The organism is Nitrospiraceae bacterium (genome assembly GCA_020632595.1).
In the GTDB taxonomy this organism is placed as follows: Bacteria; Nitrospirota; Nitrospiria; order Nitrospirales; family UBA8639; genus Nitrospira_E.
Genome location: JACKFF010000013.1, coordinates 42,737 through 61,895 on the forward strand (window position 1 = coordinate 42,737; position 19,159 = coordinate 61,895).

The 19,159-nt window shown below is 51.1% G+C and carries 18 protein-coding genes and 2 tRNA genes; 14 read left to right on the forward strand and 6 right to left on the reverse strand.

Translation table 11 applies throughout. From position 1 onward, the window contains the following. Positions 1 to 14 precede the first annotated feature (14 nt). The 6 genes from H6750_17825 (at position 15) to folE (ending at position 4,541) form a co-directional block, all read left to right on the forward strand. The gene (locus H6750_17825; GenBank protein MCB9776167.1) at positions 15 to 425 is read left to right on the forward strand and encodes a hypothetical protein; all 411 of its coding nucleotides are present in this window, start codon (positions 15 to 17) and stop codon (positions 423 to 425) included. A 42-nt stretch (positions 426 to 467) separates the two neighbouring features. Then, positions 468 to 1,427, forward strand: a complete 960-nt coding sequence (mdh, locus tag H6750_17830; GenBank protein MCB9776168.1) for a malate dehydrogenase — start codon at positions 468 to 470, stop codon at positions 1,425 to 1,427. Between the two features lie 259 nt (positions 1,428 to 1,686). Next, entirely contained in the window at positions 1,687 to 2,982 is a 1,296-nt protein-coding gene (nuoF, locus tag H6750_17835; GenBank protein ID MCB9776169.1) for an NADH-quinone oxidoreductase subunit NuoF, read from the forward strand. A 12-nt stretch (positions 2,983 to 2,994) separates the two neighbouring features. Next, positions 2,995 to 3,321 carry a (2Fe-2S)-binding protein gene (locus H6750_17840; protein MCB9776170.1) on the forward strand — a complete coding sequence of 109 codons (327 nt, stop codon included), beginning with the start codon at positions 2,995 to 2,997 and terminating at the stop codon, positions 3,319 to 3,321. Between the two features lie 123 nt (positions 3,322 to 3,444). Then, positions 3,445 to 3,888: a 6-carboxytetrahydropterin synthase gene (locus H6750_17845; GenBank protein MCB9776171.1), complete on the forward strand. Its 444-nt coding sequence runs from the start codon at positions 3,445 to 3,447 to the stop codon at positions 3,886 to 3,888. Beyond that, the gene (gene folE, locus H6750_17850; GenBank protein ID MCB9776172.1) at positions 3,888 to 4,541 is read left to right on the forward strand and encodes a GTP cyclohydrolase I FolE; all 654 of its coding nucleotides are present in this window, start codon (positions 3,888 to 3,890) and stop codon (positions 4,539 to 4,541) included. Before H6750_17845 ends, folE begins: the two co-directional genes overlap by 1 nt. A gap of 333 nt (positions 4,542 to 4,874) precedes the next feature. Here the strand turns inward: folE and H6750_17855 are convergent, their stop codons facing one another. Next, entirely contained in the window at positions 4,875 to 5,669 is a 795-nt protein-coding gene (locus tag H6750_17855; GenBank protein ID MCB9776173.1) for an alpha/beta fold hydrolase, read from the reverse strand. A 174-nt stretch (positions 5,670 to 5,843) separates the two neighbouring features. Here H6750_17855 and H6750_17860 point away from each other — a divergent pair, with 174 nt between their 5' ends. Further along, on the forward strand, positions 5,844 to 7,178 hold the full coding sequence (locus H6750_17860) for a replication-associated recombination protein A (protein ID MCB9776174.1): 1,335 nt from the start codon (positions 5,844 to 5,846) through the stop codon (positions 7,176 to 7,178). A 367-nt stretch (positions 7,179 to 7,545) separates the two neighbouring features. Here the strand turns inward: H6750_17860 and H6750_17865 are convergent, their stop codons facing one another. Together H6750_17865 and H6750_17870 are read right to left on the reverse strand one after the other, a co-directional pair. Further along, on the reverse strand, positions 7,546 to 7,932 hold the full coding sequence (locus H6750_17865; protein MCB9776175.1) for a type II toxin-antitoxin system VapC family toxin: 387 nt from the start codon (positions 7,930 to 7,932) through the stop codon (positions 7,546 to 7,548). After that, positions 7,929 to 8,171: a ribbon-helix-helix domain-containing protein gene (locus H6750_17870; protein MCB9776176.1), complete on the reverse strand. Its 243-nt coding sequence runs from the start codon at positions 8,169 to 8,171 to the stop codon at positions 7,929 to 7,931. The genes H6750_17865 and H6750_17870 overlap by 4 nt, the downstream gene beginning before the upstream one ends. A gap of 155 nt (positions 8,172 to 8,326) precedes the next feature. Between H6750_17870 and H6750_17875 the strand changes: the two genes are divergently transcribed. The 3 genes from H6750_17875 (at position 8,327) to H6750_17885 (ending at position 11,052) form a co-directional block, all read left to right on the forward strand. Continuing rightward, positions 8,327 to 8,530, forward strand: a complete 204-nt coding sequence (locus tag H6750_17875) for a hypothetical protein (protein ID MCB9776177.1) — start codon at positions 8,327 to 8,329, stop codon at positions 8,528 to 8,530. Between the two features lie 371 nt (positions 8,531 to 8,901). Beyond that, positions 8,902 to 9,423, forward strand: coding sequence for a DUF2726 domain-containing protein (locus H6750_17880; protein MCB9776178.1), 522 nt, complete (start codon positions 8,902 to 8,904; stop codon positions 9,421 to 9,423). Positions 9,424 to 9,723: 300 nt separating this feature from the next. Beyond that, positions 9,724 to 11,052 carry a serine hydrolase gene (locus tag H6750_17885; protein MCB9776179.1) on the forward strand — a complete coding sequence of 443 codons (1,329 nt, stop codon included), beginning with the start codon at positions 9,724 to 9,726 and terminating at the stop codon, positions 11,050 to 11,052. Between the two features lie 371 nt (positions 11,053 to 11,423). Here H6750_17885 and H6750_17890 read toward each other — a convergent pair whose 3' ends face one another. Further along, positions 11,424 to 13,286, reverse strand: coding sequence for an ABC-F family ATP-binding cassette domain-containing protein (locus H6750_17890; GenBank protein MCB9776180.1), 1,863 nt, complete (start codon positions 13,284 to 13,286; stop codon positions 11,424 to 11,426). Positions 13,287 to 13,370: 84 nt separating this feature from the next. Continuing rightward, a tRNA-Ala gene (locus H6750_17895) sits at positions 13,371 to 13,446 on the reverse strand. A 184-nt stretch (positions 13,447 to 13,630) separates the two neighbouring features. Between H6750_17895 and H6750_17900 the strand changes: the two genes are divergently transcribed. The 3 genes from H6750_17900 to H6750_17910 all read left to right on the forward strand — a co-directional run bounded on the left by H6750_17900 (position 13,631) and on the right by H6750_17910 (position 16,321). Next, the gene (locus H6750_17900) at positions 13,631 to 14,935 is read left to right on the forward strand and encodes an adenylosuccinate synthase (protein ID MCB9776181.1); all 1,305 of its coding nucleotides are present in this window, start codon (positions 13,631 to 13,633) and stop codon (positions 14,933 to 14,935) included. A gap of 78 nt (positions 14,936 to 15,013) precedes the next feature. Beyond that, positions 15,014 to 15,089: transfer RNA gene (locus H6750_17905), tRNA-Lys, on the forward strand. A gap of 527 nt (positions 15,090 to 15,616) precedes the next feature. Beyond that, a complete protein-coding gene (locus H6750_17910) occupies positions 15,617 to 16,321 on the forward strand; it encodes a hypothetical protein (GenBank protein ID MCB9776182.1) in 705 nt (234 codons plus the stop codon). A gap of 187 nt (positions 16,322 to 16,508) precedes the next feature. Here H6750_17910 and H6750_17915 read toward each other — a convergent pair whose 3' ends face one another. Continuing rightward, positions 16,509 to 18,077 (reverse strand): HDOD domain-containing protein, encoded by a 1,569-nt coding sequence (locus tag H6750_17915; protein MCB9776183.1) that lies wholly within the window; start codon positions 18,075 to 18,077, stop codon positions 16,509 to 16,511. Positions 18,078 to 18,261: 184 nt separating this feature from the next. Here H6750_17915 and H6750_17920 point away from each other — a divergent pair, with 184 nt between their 5' ends. Beyond that, positions 18,262 to 19,023 (forward strand): SWIM zinc finger family protein, encoded by a 762-nt coding sequence (locus H6750_17920; protein ID MCB9776184.1) that lies wholly within the window; start codon positions 18,262 to 18,264, stop codon positions 19,021 to 19,023. Positions 19,024 to 19,159: the final 136 nt, after the last annotated feature.

The window sequence follows — 19,159 nt, forward strand, 5'->3', positions numbered from 1 at the left end:
GATATGGGAGATGTATGACCAGTTTACCTTCACACTCTGATGTGCCAGCTTGGCTCTATAAGTTGTTTACCGGGCATCAATACCCTTACGTAAGACGGCAGGCGAAGTTTGACCGGAAAGATCGGCAGGAGGATGGAGAACGGTTCGAGCCAACTCAAGATGATATCCGTGAAAAATTTTGGGAAATCTTTCCTCGTTGTTCGGCCAAAATGTTACAGGAGGTCAAGGTCGGGATGATCGTTGCGTTTAAGGAGTTAGGAGGGTATGAGGCAGGAACCTACCAGGAGTTTATCGACCATCCGGAAGAGTTTTTGAGTCGGGAATACGGAAAGAAAAAAATCAAGGTCAATTTTTATGATGGGGATAATTTTGTGTGCACGATCAATTTTAAAGTCGCAGGGTGGACGAGCCATGAAGATGATTAAACCCGCATGGCTGGAAACCCTTTCAAAGGGATGGGTGGTTTCATGAGCCGTATCAAAGTGACTGTGGTGGGGGCTGGAAATGTTGGAGGGTCCATCGCGCAACGGTTGGCAGAAAAAAATTGGTACGACATTGTGCTGGTCGATATCGTCGAGGGTTTGCCCCAGGGCAAAGCATTGGACCTGGTCGAAGCCGGCCCAATTTGTGCCTACGATTCCGCCGTCACAGGTACGAATCATTATGAGCCGACCAAAGATTCCGACATTGTGGTGATCACGTCAGGCGTGCCTCGCCGCCCAGGAATGAGCCGCGATGAATTATTGGAAACCAATACCAACATCGTGTCCTCCGTAGTCCGTGAGACGGCCAATCGTTCCCCTGATGCCATTCTCATTATTGTCTCCAACCCTCTTGATGTGATGACCCACGTGGCGCATCGGGTGAGTGGATTTCCAAGGAACCGAGTCATCGGGATGGCGGGGGTGTTGGATTCCGCCCGATTCCGGTCCTTTATTGCGGAAGCCTTGCAGGTCTCGGTCGAAAATATTCATGCGATGGTTCTGGGGGGACATGGCGATTCGATGGTGCCCTTGAATCGATATACCACGGTGGCGGGAAGGCCGGTGACCGAATGGCTGTCGGCAGAGGCCTTAGAGGCCCTGATCACGCGGACTCGCGAGGGAGGAATCGAAATTGTCAATCTACTCAAGACAGGGAGTGCCTATTATGCTCCGGCTGCCTCAGTCGTAGAAATGGTTGAAGCGATCTCTAAAGATCAAAAGAAAATCCTTCCCTGTGCGGCGTTATGCGCCGGGGAATATGGTTTTCACGACCTCTTTCTGGGTGTGCCGGTGAAACTAGGAGCAGGGGGAGCGGAAGAGATTATTGAGTATGCGCTCACCCCTGAGGAACACGCGGCTCTGGAGGTTTCAGCCGAATCCGTTAAGGAATTGTGCACCCATGTCGATCAGATGATGAAAAAGAGTCTCCAGCGTGATGGATGATATGACGAACTTGCCCATCTTTTTTCTTCACTAAATAGCCGTGCCTTTGAGTCATCCTGTTACCTTGACGACTTTAGCGACCCATTCGTATAGTGGGTGGTGCTCGTATGCTGACCCCGCCTTGACGCCTTATTTCCCTTAGGAATATGGAAGGAAATTTGGTTTTTCGAGGAAGGGATTTGTAAAAAACCATCTGTGGAAATGTTGAACATCTTGGAAAAACGCATGTGGGTCCAAAACATTGATCAAGGGGGCTTCGGTGGATAACGCATTCGCACCTCGAGTGTTGCGGGAGGTAAAGGGTGAGCCAGGGGACATAGAGGCGTACCGCCGGCAAGGGGGGTATGAAGCCTGGGTTCAGTGTGTCACGAAAAATGACCCGCAGGCCATAATCGCACAATTGAAAGAGGCTCATTTGCGAGGACGGGGAGGTGCTGGATTTCCTACCGGACTGAAATGGGACAAGGTGGTCAATCATCGCGTCAAAGAGCGATACTTTGTCTGTAATGCCGGGGAGCACGAGCCCGGGACGTTCAAAGATCGGTATTTGCTTCGACATCATCCTCACCAACTTCTCGAAGGATGCCTGATTGCCGCGTATACCGTTGGAGCAAAAGCGGCGTATATCTATTTAAATCATGAATTTTCCGAAGAGCGAGCCATCTTTGAGCGAGCTAAGGAGCAGGCCGCAGAGCAGGGCTTATTGGGAAAGAATTTTCTTGGTACCGGTCTCACCCTGGATATTGAAATTTTTGATGGATATGGCAGTTACGTGGCGGGTGAAGAAACTGCGATGTTGGAATCGATGCAGGGTCGTCCAGCCCAGCCTAAGCAAAAGCCACCCTTTTATCCCACGGAGTTTGGACTGCATGGCAAGCCGACCTTAGTCAATAATGTTGAAACGCTGTCGAATATTCCCCAACTCTTGCGGAACGGACCAGAATGGTTTCGTCAGGTCGGCACCAGTACTACTCCGGGGACGATGTTGTTTTCCCTCAGTGGAGCCGTGAATCGGCCCGGTGTGTATGAACTGCCGTTGGGAACGTCCATCCGACATTTGATTGAGGTCTGTGGGCAGGGCGTGCCGAACGGACGTGGTGTCAAGGCCGTGTTCCCCGGTGGGCCATCCTTTTCCATGGTGGGGGCGGATCAATTGGAATTACCCATGGATTTTGATTCGCTCAAGAAAGCCGGCACTGGATTGGGGTCTGCCGGCGTTATTGTTGTCGATGATGCAACGTGCATGGTGGAGCAAACGCTCAAGTTTTCAGGATTTTTTGAACGGGAAAGTTGCGGGCAATGTCCACCTTGCCGGATTGGTACACAGGAATTAGCGATCTTAATGAGAAAAATCGAAGATGGATCAGGAGAAGAGCGGGATCTGGCCAAGCTGTTGCAAATTTGTGGATTCGTCAAAGGCACCGGATTTTGTACTCTGGTGACGGGAGCTGCGGTATTGGTACAAAATAGCCTACGCCTGTTTCGTCACGAATTCGAAGAGCATATTGGCCTGGGACGATGTCCGTTCAAGCCGGTTCCAGTTGGCGCTGAGTAAGGAGGAGACTTTATGCCTCGCGTTACATTTCTTCATCCAGAAGGCAAGTCTGGCGAAGTTCCTGAAGGCCTTTCTCTCTTGGAAGTCGCGGAGAAACTCGGGTTCCCATTGAATCATGATTGTGGGGGCAACGCCTCCTGCACCACCTGCCGGGTGGATGTGATTGCGGGTGAAGGGAATCTTTCTGATATCGATTTTGATGAGCAGGATTTGCTCGATCGGGAAGCCCTGACTGAGCCTTACCACCGGTTAGGCTGTCAGGCTCGAGTATTAGGGGATGTGATTGTGCAAGTCCCCGAAGAAAAATGGGGTGAGGCTGAAATTGAACGATCTGCGTGAATTTGCCATTTTCTTAATGGAAAAGGGAGAGAGTGTGGGTACCAGCCACAGTCGTATTGTTCAAAACATGTCTGGCAATGTGAAGGCATGCTGAGACCGACTGCTATGCCGACTACATCGTCCATCACCAGAACCTATCGGTTTTGCGCCGCCCATCGTCTGCATACCGATCTATTGCCAGAGGATACCAATAAGAAGATTTTTGGTAAGTGTAATAACCTGAACGGGCATGGGCATAATTATACGGTTCTTGTGACGGTGGCCGGTGAATTGGATAGGCGGACAGGGTTGATCACCAACGTGGACGCCTTGGATCAACTCGTGAAAGACAAGATTGTTGATCGTTTTGATCATCAACATCTCAATTTTGATCCCGCTTTTGCACAAGTCACGACAACTGGTGAGAATTTAGCGCGTTTAATTTGGGAGCTACTGGTTGATCAGATTCCTTCCGGGCAATTAGAGAAAATTGGGGTGATTGAAACCAGAGATAACTTCTTTGAATATATCGGCACTCTCGGAGTGACCAGCGATTCTTCCAACAGAAACGGGATAAAGGAGAACTAATGCCGACCAAGCCGAAGCGGCCCTCATCCATCAAGCCACGGGCGGTCGATCAAGACAACAGCCAGCCGGTTCGAATGCCCAATCTCGCGAACCTGGAGATCATTGTAAAGCAACTACTCGAAAATTTGGGCGAAAATCCCCAACGGCATGGTTTAACCGATACGCCCAAGCGGGTAGCCAAATCCATGGCCTTCCTTACCAAAGGCTATCAACAAGATATCGATGAATTATTGAATGGGGCTCTGTTCCCAATCGTATATGATGAGATGGTTATCGTGCGCGATATCGATTTTTTTAGCCTCTGTGAGCATCACCTTCTGCCGTTTTTTGGGAAATGTCATATCGGGTATATTCCCAATAAGCATGTGGTGGGCTTGAGCAAAATCCCAAGGATTGTCGATGCCTTTAGTCGTCGGCTGCAAGTCCAGGAACGGTTGACGGTCCAGATTGCAGACACCCTTCACACGAAGCTCAAGCCGCGTGGGGTGGCAGTGGTCATGGAAGCCCGCCATCTGTGTATGAGTATGCGTGGAGTAGAAAGGCAGAATACCGTGGCGGTCACCAGTGAAATGCTGGGTGTGTTTCGCAAACAAGAACAAACCCGTAACGAATTTCTTAAGCTCATTCGCCAGCGTGGATGTGACGGCGATTAGATAGATGTTTCCATCCATTTCTTCGTTCCCGTTCATAATGAGCTGATGGCTTGGCTTTTCTAGATAGTTGATTCTTAAAATGAAATCAGGTTTAATGCGGCATTATTGAGTGTTCATCCGTGTTCCCAGGGAAGGGCATGTCGCGCAGGAGGCGCCGGTCTCATCCCTATATTTTTTCTTTCTGGTTTTGTGGTGGGTCCGGGGCGAAAGAACCTCTATTTGATTTTCCCTCAATTTCTTTTCCGTTAGGCCCGTCGTTTCTCTATTTCTTTAGTTCCAACCCAACTCCTGTATCGGATGTTTTGCTGATCCGTTTGGCCTTGCCGGCAATGCTTATAACCGGTGGGTCGTGAGGAAGCTCCGCAGTGCTCCGTTGAACGCGGCGGGTTGTTCGAAGTTCGATAGATGGCCGGCTTCAGGGATGGTGACCAAGATTGAGCCGGTGATCCGATTGGCCATGTACTGAGACTCTGAGACCGGAGTCGCGACATCATTCTCGCCCACAATGATCAAAGTCGGGCAGGTGATTGTGGATAAAAGGTCTGTTGAATCAGGTCTAGCGGCCATAGCTGCCAAATCGACGATAATTCCCCCCGTTGATGTGTGAAGAATCATCTGTCGAACCTGCTCCACCATTTCAAAATGACGCTCAATGGTGGAAGGGGACAGAAGTTTAGGAAGCATGAGGTCGGCAATGGCTGGTGTTCCATCGCTAAAAGCTACTTGAGCCATCGACGCACGTCCGGCTTTCCCTTCTTCACTATCCGCTTGCGCTCTTGTATCTGCCAAAACCATGGCTTTTACCCGATCAGCATAATGTCGATAGATTGCAAAGAGGGTATATCCGCCCATCGACAAGCCCACAAACACCGCATGAGCAATCCCGAGGTGATCGAGCAGGCGGATGACGTCCCTGGCATAATCGTCCAACGAATCCTTCCATGGCACGATATCGGATTCTCCATGTCCTCCAAGATCGATGGTGATCACTCGATAGGTGTCCTTTAGCGCATCGACTTGAGGTTGCCACATGGTTTTGGAAAGTGGGAAGGCATGGATAAAGACGAGTGGCGTGCCGTTCCCTTGATCGGAATATCCGACGGTCACTCCATGAATCAGCGCTTTCACCGGTCTCTCCTTTTTTGTCGATGGGAGCCACACCGGTTTTTCTCGAGTGAGGTCATCAAAGAGCCATATGGCGGTTTCATTTGCGGGTGCATGACCGGTGGTTATAGCATACTGAGAATAGAGAGGTAACCACAGAACCGGCTGCCAGAAATGCCTACGGGTACGTGTATTTTTATGGAATTCTTTGAGCCACAGTCCCAAGAAGATCTTTTCCCTGTTCAGGAATCTTCCGATATACCCGCGGCTCCGTTAGCAGAGAGGATGCGGCCGCTGGATTTTGATGAGTTTGTGGGGCAGGAAGACGTCCTGGCCGAAGGTCAGCCGCTGCGTGTGGCCATTGAACATGATCGTGTGCCCTCACTTATTCTATGGGGCCCGCCGGGGACGGGGAAGACGACGTTAGCGAGCATAATCGCCAATAAAACCCGGGCGACATTTATCCCGTTTTCAGCAGTGCTCAGTGGCGTGCCCGAGTTGCGTGGATTGCTGAAAACGGCCCAACAACGCCGAAAGGTGTCAGGACAGCGTACCCTTCTTTTTGTGGATGAAATCCATCGATTCAATAAAGCGCAACAGGATGCCTTCCTTCCCTATGTTGAACGGGGAGATATCATACTCATTGGAGCCACCACACAGAATCCTTCTTTCGAAGTGATTGCTCCCTTGTTGTCCCGGTCTATGGTGGTGGTGCTTCAATCCTTAAATGAGGAGGCGTTGAGGCATATCTTGACTCGTGCCCTTTCGGATACGAAGCGGGGACTCGGTTCCTCACGCATGACCCTTACTCCCGACGCGCAGCGTCTGTTAATTGGATATGGCAATGGCGATGCCCGGTCGATGTTAACGGGCCTGGAATTCGTCGTTGGCCAATATGCGAAGCCAGGCAAACCGATCACCATTGATCAACCGCAAGTTGAACAAGCCCTGAAGCAGAAGGCCTTACGATACGACAGGGATGGAGAAGAGCATTACAATCTGATTTCGGCATTTATTAAAAGCATGCGGGATTCCGATCCGGATGGGGCGTTGTATTGGCTGGCGCGGATGTTAGAGGGTGGAGAAGATCCTAAATTCATCGCCAGGCGAATGATGATTTTTGCATCGGAAGATGTCGGGATGGCCGACCCGCAGGGACTCTTGATTGCCTCAGCCGTTTTCCATGCGGTGGAGGTCATCGGATTACCCGAGGCACAAATCAACCTGGCGCATGGGGTGACCTATTTGGCTACTGCCCCAAAAAGCAACGCATCGTATATGGGGCTACTGGCAGCGAGGAAAGACGCCAAGGAAAAGGGCAATCTCCCGGTACCGCTGCATTTGCGTAATGCGGTGACGTCTCTGATGAAGGATCTGGATTATGGCAAAAACTACCGTTATGCCCATGACGACCCGAAAGGGGCTAAACAACAAACCCATCTTCCTAAAGAATTAGAAGGCCGCCGGTATTATCAACCTACCAATTCTGCCTCTCCTACAGATGAAGCAGAAGGCCTTAACTCGCCCTGGTAATTATCGAGTTCTGAAAAAGAGCCGGTTTTCGGACCGGTAGCCGAGCCACTTTTGTTTCGGCAAAAGTGGTCAAAACCATGGTGGCCGTGGCGTGGTCCTTCGGATCCCCTGCGCGGTTCGCCGACTCCGGCGGCGCGCAAACTCGCGGAGCTTGGCCTGAGTCTTCTCGAAGGGCTCAAGCAGTGCGCGCCTTTTTCCCGGAGTCGCCTGCACTGCTCGGCCATACCTCAAGGCCAGGAGAGCCGCCGGTATTATCGACCCAAGAATTCTTCTCCGACCGATGGAGAAGATATCAATGCCCCTTGGTGATGTTATCTGAAATCTGCTGGCCTGCCCTGAACTTAACACGACGCTGAAAGGCTGCCAGTTAACTCTTTTGATAGGCTTGGGCGAGGTCTTTAATCATTGGATAGTGTTTGGTATTGAGAGTTTTCAGTTCAAGGTTGTGGGTTGCGGCGGTGGCCGCAATCAACGCATCCGGTATTTCAACCCCATGAGACCGGCCGAATTGGCGAACCCAATCTCCGCCCATCTCGGCAATCGTTCGGGTTACATCGTAGTGAGGAATGGCAGAGAGGAACTGTTCAAAGGCCTGCTCTTCTTCTCTCCCTTTGATGCCGGCCCGTATTTCAGCAATCGTGATGACAGAGAGGCCTATCCTGTCTATATGCGTTTCCATCAAATCGCAGGCTAGGTCGAAACCTTTGAGATAGTCGATCAAGACATCCGAATCGATCAGGAAGGGTCTGTTCACGTTTGAGCCCTTCGGCTCCATCCTGTGCGAAGGTCGCGTAAGGCGGGAAGGTCCTTTCGATTTTTCCAGAGGCCTCGGGCCTGTTTGATGCGGGTGAGGCGCTGGGAGGGTGTATATTTTTCAATGAGTTCGTCGACGGCTTCTCGAATCAACTCACTTTGCTTCACTCCCCGCGTCAGGGCGATGATTTCCAATTGAGCCTTCTCCTCTTCCGTCAAGTAGATTTGCGTCCGTATCATAAATACTCCTTAGTAATGTATACATTAGAACTATACATCGCCGATGTTTTTTAGTCCATTCAAAGCACCTTGGTAATTCAGGGAGTTCAGAATGTATTGCCGGGTTTCGGCCCGGCAGCCGAGGTCCTTTTGTTTCGGCAAAAGAACCCAAAACCATGTTGGCCGTGGCGTGGCCCTTCGGGTCCCCTGCGCGGGTCGCCGACTTCGGCGGCGCGCAAACTCGCGGAGCTTGGCCTGAGGCTTCTCAAGGGGCTCAAACAGTGCGCGCCTTTTTCCCGAAGTCGCCTGCACTGCTCGGCCACACCACAAGGCCAGGAGAGACGGCGGAAACATGGAAGGAACCGGTTGAAACGGGTTAATAAATGAGATGACAAAAAACGGCGAAAATGTAAAAATTTCTTGAGGGAACTAGTGCATTTTTGACCAAACCCAATACATAGGGGGTTTTGGAGGAGTTTGAAAAGAATTTAATGGGAGGACACGGCCTGGGTTGTCTGAAAATGTTACCGAATACGGGAGTTTGTTACATCGGCTATTCAAAATCAGAACATTTGGACTGTCTATTTCTAGTTAGATTCACCAACTCATAAAAGAGGGTGAGTAGTCCGCTACCGGCCCACAGCGAACATCGTGGTGATATGAGTTTATGAAGCAAAGAAGTAAGAGAAAAGGGGACGGATTAATTTAATTCTTTTGGAATTTTTTCAAATATGTGTAGCGCGAGCCTATCGTGAACGACCTCTGGGTCCCCGTGGTAGTTGGCATTCTTCTCATCGGGGGGCTTGGCCTGCTCCTATCCTGGATTAGAGCGAGGAGTGGACGGGATGGGTCGGAGTTATCGGACTACGAGCGAATTGAAGTGCTGATGTCTCCCGCGGAGCGGTCGCTCTTCGGTGTCCTGAAGACTGTGGCTGGCGATGAGCTTGAGATCTTCGCGAAAGTTCGCATGGCCGACGTGTTGGCACCGAGTCGACAGTTAGATCCTTCTCGGCGTCGTAGTGCTTTAAATCGAACAATCTCAAAGCACTTCGACTACGTCGTTTGCACGGCAGATGACCTCCGTGTGTTGTGTGCTGTCGAGCTTGATGACCGTAGTCATCGTCGCCGAGACAGACGAGAGAGGGACGATTTCGTCAGCTCAACCTGCGCCGCAGTCGGCCTTCCGTTAGTACGCGTAAAGGCCGCACCGCAATACTCTGCTGCGTCGCTCGGCGAACAAATCCGGCTTGCAGTCCGAGGAGAATCCTCGTGACACATAACCAGGCGTTCAAGTGCGCTACGGCCTACGGCGGACGCCAATCCGCTACGCGGGTTGCCTGCCCCTGAGCGCAGCCTTAGACGGCAAGAGGGATTAACCAAGATTCAATGGCCGCTTCTGGCCGAGGCTGTGTGCCGACATGTCGGTTCCCGACCCAAAGCTGACATTTTGAAGTATCCTGCATTATTACGGCATTTCAACAAGGATTGTGAAAGTCGTCGCAGGTTTATGTGGAGGAAATGAAGGAGGCCTGCCTCACCAGAACGGTTTGGGGCGGTTAGTTGGAGGTTATAGATGTTGCGTTCGTTCGCACGGCTCCTCGTGCCGGTGGCAGGCGCAGTCCTGTCGATTGGAATATCCGTTGAAGCTTTTGCACAAGGCAAGCAACCTCTGAGCGCCACCGAATCGGACCCCGCGGCGCTTGGCTGGATGCAAGGTTTTCCGCCTGCGCCCGACAAAGTTATCGGGCAGCCAGATTCCAACTATTTCAGCTTTCCCAAAATGCGCTGGACGGTCTGCCATTTCCGGGAACTGCTACCAACGAAAGGGGTGAGCCGGGGGGTAGGTGCTCCCGTTCCCCTGGAGCGGGCGATCGACAAGGGCATTGGTGCGGTCAAGTTCGTCCCGCTTGATAGCACGGAAGAGATGAGCTGGGAAGACTCTCTTGCCGTGAACTACACCGACGGGATCGTTATCCTTCACAAAGGACGGATCGTCTATGAGCGCTATTTCGGCTGCCTGAACGAATTCGGCAAGCACGGAGCCATGTCTGTCACCAAGTCGGTGACTGGTTTGCTGGCTGAGATCCTGGTTGCAGAAGGTACCCTTGACGAGAACGCGCTCGTGTCATCAATCATCCCGGAACTGAAGGCGAGCGCCTTCGGGAGTGCAACTGTCCGCCAGGTGATGGAGATGACGACAGGGTTGCGCTACAGCGAGGACTATTCCGACCCAAAGGCAGATGTCTGGATTTATAACGCTGCGGCAAGCCCATTGCCCAAACCGGCAGACTATGTCGGCCCTCGGAGTTACTACGAGTTCCTACAGACAGTTCAACAGGCAGGCGCGCATGGTGAGGCGTTTGCTTATAAAACGATAAACACGGATACGTTGGGTTGGATCATCTCACGTGTCTCGGGTAAGTCGGTTACCGATTTGCTTTCGGAACGCATCTGGCGTCGGATAGGCGCCGAACAGGATGCGTATTTCACGGTTGATTCTATCGGCACGCCTTTCGCGGGTGGGGGGCTGAGTGCCGGTCTACGGGACTTGGCGCGCCTTGGCCTGCTGGTTCTTAATGAGGGCGTGATAAACAACCAGCGATTGTTTCCCGCTGAGGCGGTGCAGCGTATCCGCCAAGGTGGCGACAAGGCTGCCTTTGCCAAGGCCAGATACAAGTACCTGGCCGGCGGCAGCTATCGTGGAATGTGGTGGGTGTTCCATAACAACCATGAAGCCTTTGCCGCCCGCGGTGTGCATGGACAGACCATCTATGTGGACCCGACAGCGGAAGTGGTGATTGCACGGTTTGCCTCGCACCCAGTGGCAGGCAACTCTGCCAACGATCCGACCTCTCTGCCAGCCTATCAGGCGATAGGCGAGTATTTAATGCGCAAACGTTAAAGGAGGGGGAAATGGTGAAATTGCGGCCATGACTTTGCCTGAAATCGTTCTCTCCAAATGTCCACTACTGGCCGAAAACGGACACGATTTGGATTAATCAAGATACCCGCCTAACCTGTCGATGCAGCAGAACCCAGAGAGTGGAGCTTGAACTTCAATGTTAGCGAAAATGTAAGCGGATACCCCATTGTGTTACATGCGTCACTTTAAATTTTTCTAATATCCTTGAGGTGGAAGGGGGCATCCGTATCGTTTCGATATGGTTTCTCCTGATGGACCAGAGCATGCTAAGAGCCAGAAGCTTAATGCTTTAGTTCGCGGGGAGTGGTTCGCTTGTTGGTTTTTCTGATAGGTAAAAAGTATGTGGGGAATTACGAAATCTGGGATTGTTGTTTTTCGAGTTGGGTGGTGAGGTCGGCCCATTTGTGGGTGAGACGATCAAGGTCGCGTCCCCATTGTTCGCGTTCGTGGTGGAGGGCATTCCAGCGGGAGTAGTCTTGGTAGGTGGCCGGGTCGGCGAGTTCCACGTCCCGAGCTTTAATCTGTTCTTCGAGCTGACCAATTTCTTTTTCCAGGGTGGCGACCTGCTTTTCCAGGCGAGCGATGCTTTTTGAGAGGTCTCGTCGCGATGGAGCCTCAGGAGTGGCGACGGCGGTCTTGGCTTTCCCATTAGTGAGGTGCTCGGTGGTGGGTTTTTCTTTGTGGGGCTTCTCTTTTTTCTTCGATTTTTTCTTGTCGGGTGTGGCATCCGGCGGTATCTGGTCTTCCAGTTCTTTGGCCCGTTTCCAGCAATAGTATTCATAGTCGCCGATGTAATCGCGGGCTTGTCCATCGTCTATTTCCACGACGCGCGTGGCTACTCGCATGAGGAATGTGGGGTCGTGCGAGATAAACACCATGGTCCCGGGAAATTGGAGCAGTGCGTCCGTTAACATATCCACGGATGTGGGATCCAAATGATTGGTCGGCTCATCCAACAGCAAGGTATTGGCTGGCTCGACTAACATGCGGGCTAAGGCGACTCGATTACGTTCCCCGCCGCTCAAGGCTTTGATGGGTTTTTTCTGATCATCACCGGAGAATAAAAACGCGCCGGCTAATCCTCTTAAAAAATTGCGTTCAGTCATGGGCGCGGCTTCTTCCAGTGAATCCAATATGGAATGTTCAGATTTCAGGATTTCGGCCTGGTGCTGAGCAAAGTAGTGGAGGGTGACCCCGTGACCCAGGGTTCTGGACCCTTTTTCAAATTCCAGGACTCCGGCCAGGATTTTGAGAAGTGTAGATTTTCCAGCCCCGTTTTCCCCGACCAAGGCCACGCGTTGTCCCCGTTCAACCGAAAAATCCAAGCCATCATAGATGATTTTATCGCCATACCGTTTCCCGATATTCCGAAGTTCAAAGACGTCTTTTCCGCTGGCCGGCGGGTCGGGAAATTTAAATTTCAAACGTTTCGTGTCCCGTTGCAATTCAATCCGTTTGACTTTTTCAAGTTGTTTGATGCGGGACTGCACCTGGCTGGCTTTGTTGGCCTGGTATCGAAACCGGTCGACAAAGTTTTGGACGCGTGCAATTTCTTTGGATTGTCGATTGGCGGCGGCCTCTTCCTGGGCGTCTCGCTCTGCTCGGAGTTTTTGAAACCGCGTATAATTGCCGCGGTATTCCTGTAAGGTATGGTTTCGGACTTCCCAAATATGCGTGACCATGTTGTCTAAAAAGCCAATATCATGGCTGATGATCAACAGCGTGAAATTCGAAGAGAGTAAAAATGATTCCAGCCAACGCTGCGTGGGTTTGTCGAGGTGGTTGGTCGGCTCGTCCAGCATGAGAACGTCGGGGGCTGACAGCAGTAAGTGGGCTAAAGCCACCCGCATGCGATAGCCACCGGAGAGGGTGTCAATCTTGCGCTCCCAATCCGACTCCTGAAATCCCAATCCGGCAAGAATCCGCTTGGCTTCGTGATCGGGAAATTGATTCCGGTGTGTGGCATCGAGAATGGTGTTTCCCGGCAAAGACTCCAGTTCCTGTGGCAGATAGCCAAGGCGAAGAAACGGACGTTGTCGAATCCTACCGCTTTCGATCTCCTCCTCATTGAGGATCATGCGCATCAGTGAGGTTTTTCCTGATCCATTAGGACCTACGAGCCCCACACGGGTGTTGGGTTTGAGGTGTGCCGAAGCCTCAATGAACAGGGGTTTCGTGGGGTAGCTCTTGGAGATTTGTTCAATATGCAGCATGCGGAAACACCATCCAATATGTGAGATGAAAACTGAGTCAAAACCCCTTTGTCATGGTCAAAAAGACGGAAAGGAGGGATGAATTGGTGGAGCTGGCCGGGATTGAACCGGCGACCTCGTGAATGCCATTCACGCGCGCTCCCAACTGCGCTACAGCCCCACACCGAAAATGATGCTATCACGCGACTACGGTTCGGTCAAGAAAATCAGAGGCCAGAAAGGCAGAACTCCCTCGTTGACAAATTAGGCGTTGAGACCTACGATTCACCTTTGAAGCTCTGGCTGATCCGCTGGCCGAGTTTTTTTTTGTCCCGTGCTCTTGTCTTGTGCGTGTGGAGGAAGCTATGGCCGCATTGGTTGTTGTCGGCTCCCAATGGGGAGATGAAGGAAAAGGAAAAATTGTGGACCTTCTGGCCAGGGATGCGGATATCATTGTCCGCTATCAGGGAGGTTCCAATGCCGGCCATACGGTCATTACCAATAAAGGCACCTTTATTTTTCATTTGATTCCATCGGGTATTCTCTATCGAGGGAAGGTGTGCGCGTTGGGGAATGGGGTTGCCATTGATCCAGCCGGGTTGATCGAGGAATTGGACCGTTTGACTACCAAGGGGATTCCCGTTGGAAAACGATTTCTTATTAGTAATCGGGCCCATGTCATCATGCCCTATCATAAAGCCATTGATAAGGCTGAAGAGCAGGCGAAAGGGGCTCGCCGAATCGGGACGACGGGCCGAGGTATTGGTCCGGCGTATGTCGATAAAATGGCGCGAGTCGGCATTCGCATGGGAGATTTGCTGAATCCGGATGTGTTGCAACAAAAGATCCGGGAAAACCTGGTGGAAATTAATGCGTTCTTAGAGCGCATTTACAATGTGGATGGTTTTACAGTTGAGAAGGTTTTTAAAGATTATCAAGCCTATGGTGAGCGACTTCGTCCGCATATTACCGATGTAGCCTTGGTCTTGGACCGGGCCTTTGAACGGGGGAAGCGTGTCTTGTTTGAAGGCGCACAAGGGACCCATTTAGATGTCGATTTTGGGACGTATCCCTATGTCACCTCTTCAAGTTCCTGCTCGGGTGGGGCGTGTACCGGCAGTGGGGTCGGTCCCACGACGATAACGGGGGTTTTAGGTGTCACGAAGGCCTATACGACTCGAGTGGGCGGAGGACCGTTTCCGACAGAATTGACTGATGAAATGGGTCAGCAACTCATGCAGCGTGGGAATGAATACGGGTCGACGACGGGGCGGGCCCGCCGGTGTGGCTGGTTAGACATGGTGTTATTGCGATATGCCGTTCGAATCAACGGACTCACCTCATTGGCCATCACAAAGTTGGATGTGCTGGATGGCTGCAAAGAATTGAAAATTTGTACGGGATACCGATATGAGGGAAAACTCCACAAAGAAATGCCTGGTGACTTACAGGTGCTGGCCGGTTGTGAACCGGTATATGAACGATGGAGTGGGTGGGCAACCGACACAACGGGATTGAAAGGGTATAAGCAACTTCCGCCTGCTGCCAAACGGTATTTAGCCAGAATTGAGGAATTAACCGGATGCCGAATCGATATGATTTCGACCGGGTCCAAACGTGAAGATACCATTGTTGTGAAGAATCCATTGATTCGGTCCCGCAAAGCCTAAGGACTTACAGGCTTTTTTGTGGCTTTTCGGCGGTAAGTTTGACAACAACAGAATCCATTGTTAGCATCGCGACCCGGTGAGCCGCTAGCTCAGTTGGTAGAGCATCGCCCTTTTAAGGCGAGGGTCGTGCGTTCGAGCCGCACGCGGCTCACCATAAGTATTAAGAGGTTGCCCCTCCATCTCATTCCCCTTCTGTGAGAGAGACAGGGTTTGTTGTCGCGCTTCTATTGAAAATTTTTCCTCAGAGAATTTTAGATTTACCAGGGTAACCTGCATGATGTGCTTGGGTGACCTGCTGTTAGGTTCATCTAAAAAAAATCCTTTCTCCTCTTTGATAAGCTTTTCTACATTTCTGGACCTGCATAAAGTTCTGAGAAGAATAAGTCCACTCCCTGAGTATCATACTCCTTACATTGTGTGATGAATATCATTTTGGGTTTGATTGGGGGAAAAGGAAAAATGGGAGATTTGTCCAAGGGGAAGGCTCTGCCATTAGGGTAGGTGGGATCCCTTTTTACCTTCCACAAATAAAGGCATAAGACATAATATTCTCAAGTTTCTGGCAATTAGAAGGGTGTGGTGAAAATATGATCATTTTCCTGGCTCCCTGCATGGTGCCTTTAAGATGGTCGTTCCCTTTGCCTTTGCATTTTTGTATGCCAGATTCCTGGGGATGAATAGATGACAAAGGTCTCACATAGCATTGGGTATGCCACGCCCATTGACATTGTTTTTGGGCTGTTTATGGCCTACGTATTAGCCCCAGAATTCTATTTGGCCCACATCCTGGAAGAGGTGCAACGCGAACAGGGCGCAGTGGAAATTGTGACATTTTGGTCTGCACTAATAGGTGGGGGCATGTTATTGGCATCAAGCTGGAAATTTTGGAAAAGCGGAAATTGGCTGGCGGCTGGTGTTATCGGAGCGGTTTCCGGTGCTACGCTTCTTTTTGCCGGAGAAGAAGTTGGTTGGGGACAGATCCATTTTGGGTGGGAAACTCCCCTCTGGTGGAGTACGCATTTTGGTGGATCAACTGATCTCCATAGCAGCCGGTTTCCTGTTCGAACATTGGCAGCCATTTTTCTGTTCGTAATATTTTTTCTGTTACCCCTTGTCTGGAAGTTTCAACGACCTTTTCGGTTACCGGCAAATTTAAAACCGGCCATACCGGAAGGGCCGGTTATTTTCACCATTGCGGTTGCCACCCTCTATCGGGAACTCAAAGGTATCTACTTTTGGCTAACGCCGTTGGGGTACCGAGGTCGTATTTATGAAGATTTTTTGTGGGGTCTGAATGAACACAAAGAAATGTTGATTGCCATTGCCATGCTTCTGTATGCCCTCTACCGTCTGCCTCATCTTAAACAGATTCGTTCTTCATCCTGAGTCTTTCGTCCATAGACGTCGGTCCTGATCTTCTTATGTTCTCCCGGCCTGAACAATTTTCTGGCTGCCAGCGGTTCTGAGTGGAATGGTGATGGTACAATTCTTATGATTTCTTCATTGCGCGCTACCCAAGAAGGACGCCGGGGCACTTTTGGACCGCAGAACTTCAGGTTGTGCCGTCTAGTACTTAGTGGTGTTGAGTTAATCGAGCCAGGTTAACGTTGGTTTGGGATAACACTAAGGCAAAGGCGGCAAAATCCGTGTCGGTCAATGGATTTCCCGTAGAACCTCGATCCACCAGGATGATTCCGATAGGCCTGTTGGGTGCGTACAAGGTTCCGGCAAACCCGGGTTGATTGCCCCAGTATTTTAGAAATGCGGTTGGCATGCCTCCGGATTCCCCTTCTTTGACCAATGAAGAATATTGAATAGGGTGAAACCTATGGATCAGTCGATCCCAGAAGTTTCCATGGGAAAGAGGGCAATGAAACACGGGTTGGATGGTTTCCACATGCGGGCCATAACCGATTTTGGCCTGGAGCATATCTTTTCCTGGTACGACCAATGCGAGCCAGACCCGTTCAAACCCATATGAAGCGTGGAGAGCTCGGGCGACAAAGGTAAGCAGCGAGGAGGGTTCGGATATTTTCATAGACTGAATGGTGAAATCCAGCAATGGCCTATCGGAGGCCGGAGAGGGCTGGAGGGAAGGGGATGCTTGCTGAGCCGATGTTGCTGATTCTCTGGAAAGAACCCCTTCGGGGTCTAGAGCCTGATGGATGGTTTGAGTGAGCCGATGTAGGTGTGGATTGTGAAGAAATAGTCCATCGGCCTCGGATGCGGGCAGAAAGTGCTGTCGGTCAATGTTGATGGCCGAGGCGATTTCTGAGGCCTGGCTAAAGGCTTTGGACACGGTGTGTTCCAATTGGATCATGGAGAGGCCGAATGGGGGAAGAAACTGTTCGATCAGGCCTTGGAGAACCTCTCCCTGTCCGGCAGCCAATGGGTTCAGGAGGCAATAACTCAATTCATTCGCGGCTCGAACAATGCCTTCCATGATCTGTTGATCTGCTTCGGGGCGGGATTTGGGCCAGACGGGCTTTTTCTCTAATAGTTGAACCAGGCTGTCCGGCAGATTCCAATGCTTGGCCATGGCGGCAGCGATGATATGCAGGGGTCTTCCCAAATGAGTTAGTTCGGCTTTTGGGATCCTGGCTGGATCCTCCCGGCGTATGACTGCTAGTTGTTCGGCGACGTCGGGTCGACAGAGAGCGAGGATGAGGTCTCCCAGTGAATAGAGCATGGCATTGGTAAATAACGATCCCGTCTCCCCGTAATTAATGGCTTTCCCCAGTTCCTGTGCCTGAGTTCCCGCGACCAGAGCGCGAGCCAGTAGGTGTTTCAGATTGGTGGTATCGGCTCCAAAGGTATCCGCTTGTTCAATTAATTGGGCAGAGACCACCATGGCCCGAATGACGTCAAATCCGATAAGGGCCACCGCATAGGTTGGGGTTTTGACTGGTGTGCGGGTATGATAGGCAGGGCTGTTTGCGATTTTAATGACATTGGCCATCATGGCTTGATCACGCATGATAATTTCTCCAATGTCGCTGGCATTTGAGCGTTTATCCTGAGTAAGATTTAGGACTTGGATGCAACTTTGCCTGAGGATAGGCAATGTTTCCGGGGATTCGGCGAGCAGACTTTCCAGAAACGAAGCAGGGGTCGTGTGGCCGGTGGAAGTGGCGGATTTCATGATGGCACGTCCGGCAGGGTAGTGACAGGTGGTAATTTCAGGACGTGGTAGTTTTAGATCATGGCAATGGAACTTGGTAATTGGCTCTAAGATTAACTCTCGGTAATATTTTCCGAAACATTAAACCGTTCTCACCCTTTGATGTGGGAGGCTGGGCTCATTTTTTTGATTGGGTGTTACCTGTATGAGAAATAGAATTTCCTGCTCGGCTCAGGAGCTGAGCCAATTAGATGCTGATATGATTCAATCCGTGGTTGGGGGAACGGTCTTCGAGGAAGGCCATCAATATTTTTCTGCCCAACGAGTCAAGATCCTTGATGCGGACCAGACGCAAATCACGGCAGAGGTCCATGGCGTCTATGGCGTGTATACGCAAATCATTAAGTTGCGAGCAGGAACTTTGTCGACCAGGTGTTCCTGTCCATCCACTGAGCAACCTTTTTGTCGTCACTGTGTTGCGGTATTACTGCACCAATTTCATAATGGTTCCTCACTTAAGCCGAGTGCCAAGGAAAACCATAAGGACCCGGCTCCTGCTTCCGATCTGCGGGGACGGGCCGAAGCACCCCATGCGGAGGAATCCGGGGGTGCGGGTGATTTGAATTTTTGGGAAGCCATCCTGTTTATCGACTGGGTACAGAAAGCTGTTGGACTTTTAGGTAAGGAGGCCACCCTACCTCCGGTTCCTGGTTCGCTCGGGGGAGTGGCTCGAGAATGGGTAGGTGTGGTTGAACGCCTTAATGCACAATGCCTGGAGGGAGAGGAAGATCGACTTGATGCGTTGAGGAGTCTGCAATCAGCCGAAGGCATGGTTGATAACCTCACGAAGCAGTTGCATGTTTTAAAGGAGGAAGCCGCGGCGGCTCAAAAGAATTGCCGGGTATTAGAGGGAAAAGTCAAGCAATTGCAAGATGCATTGGCAGAACTATCTAAGGCGTCCAACTAGGCCAGGTGATTTGCGGCAGGCGTCGTGGGCAATCGGACTTACAAGTTAAGGCAATGGTCAGTAAAAACCTGAGGACAGTCTTCCGACCCTCTTCACATAGGAAGAGAGCCGACGGATTTTTTAAAAAAGCCAAACC

Excerpts from the sequence above, each read along its gene's own strand:
- H6750_17825 (MCB9776167.1), top strand. The coding sequence starts at position 15 with ATGACCAGTTTACCTTCACACTCTGATGTGCCAGCTTGGCTCTATAAG.
- mdh (MCB9776168.1), top strand. The coding sequence starts at position 468 with ATGAGCCGTATCAAAGTGACTGTGGTGGGGGCTGGAAATGTTGGAGGG.
- H6750_17840 (MCB9776170.1), top strand. The coding sequence starts at position 2,995 with ATGCCTCGCGTTACATTTCTTCATCCAGAAGGCAAGTCTGGCGAAGTT.
- folE (MCB9776172.1), top strand. The coding sequence starts at position 3,888 with ATGCCGACCAAGCCGAAGCGGCCCTCATCCATCAAGCCACGGGCGGTC.
- H6750_17860 (MCB9776174.1), top strand. The coding sequence starts at position 5,844 with ATGGAATTCTTTGAGCCACAGTCCCAAGAAGATCTTTTCCCTGTTCAG.
- H6750_17870 (MCB9776176.1), bottom strand. The coding sequence starts at position 8,171 with ATGATACGGACGCAAATCTACTTGACGGAAGAGGAGAAGGCTCAATTG.
- H6750_17875 (MCB9776177.1), top strand. The coding sequence starts at position 8,327 with ATGTTGGCCGTGGCGTGGCCCTTCGGGTCCCCTGCGCGGGTCGCCGAC.
- H6750_17885 (MCB9776179.1), top strand. The coding sequence starts at position 9,724 with ATGTTGCGTTCGTTCGCACGGCTCCTCGTGCCGGTGGCAGGCGCAGTC.
- H6750_17890 (MCB9776180.1), bottom strand. The coding sequence starts at position 13,286 with ATGCTGCATATTGAACAAATCTCCAAGAGCTACCCCACGAAACCCCTG.
- H6750_17900 (MCB9776181.1), top strand. The coding sequence starts at position 13,631 with ATGGCCGCATTGGTTGTTGTCGGCTCCCAATGGGGAGATGAAGGAAAA.
- H6750_17910 (MCB9776182.1), top strand. The coding sequence starts at position 15,617 with ATGACAAAGGTCTCACATAGCATTGGGTATGCCACGCCCATTGACATT.
- H6750_17915 (MCB9776183.1), bottom strand. The coding sequence starts at position 18,077 with ATGAAATCCGCCACTTCCACCGGCCACACGACCCCTGCTTCGTTTCTG.
- H6750_17920 (MCB9776184.1), top strand. The coding sequence starts at position 18,262 with ATGAGAAATAGAATTTCCTGCTCGGCTCAGGAGCTGAGCCAATTAGAT.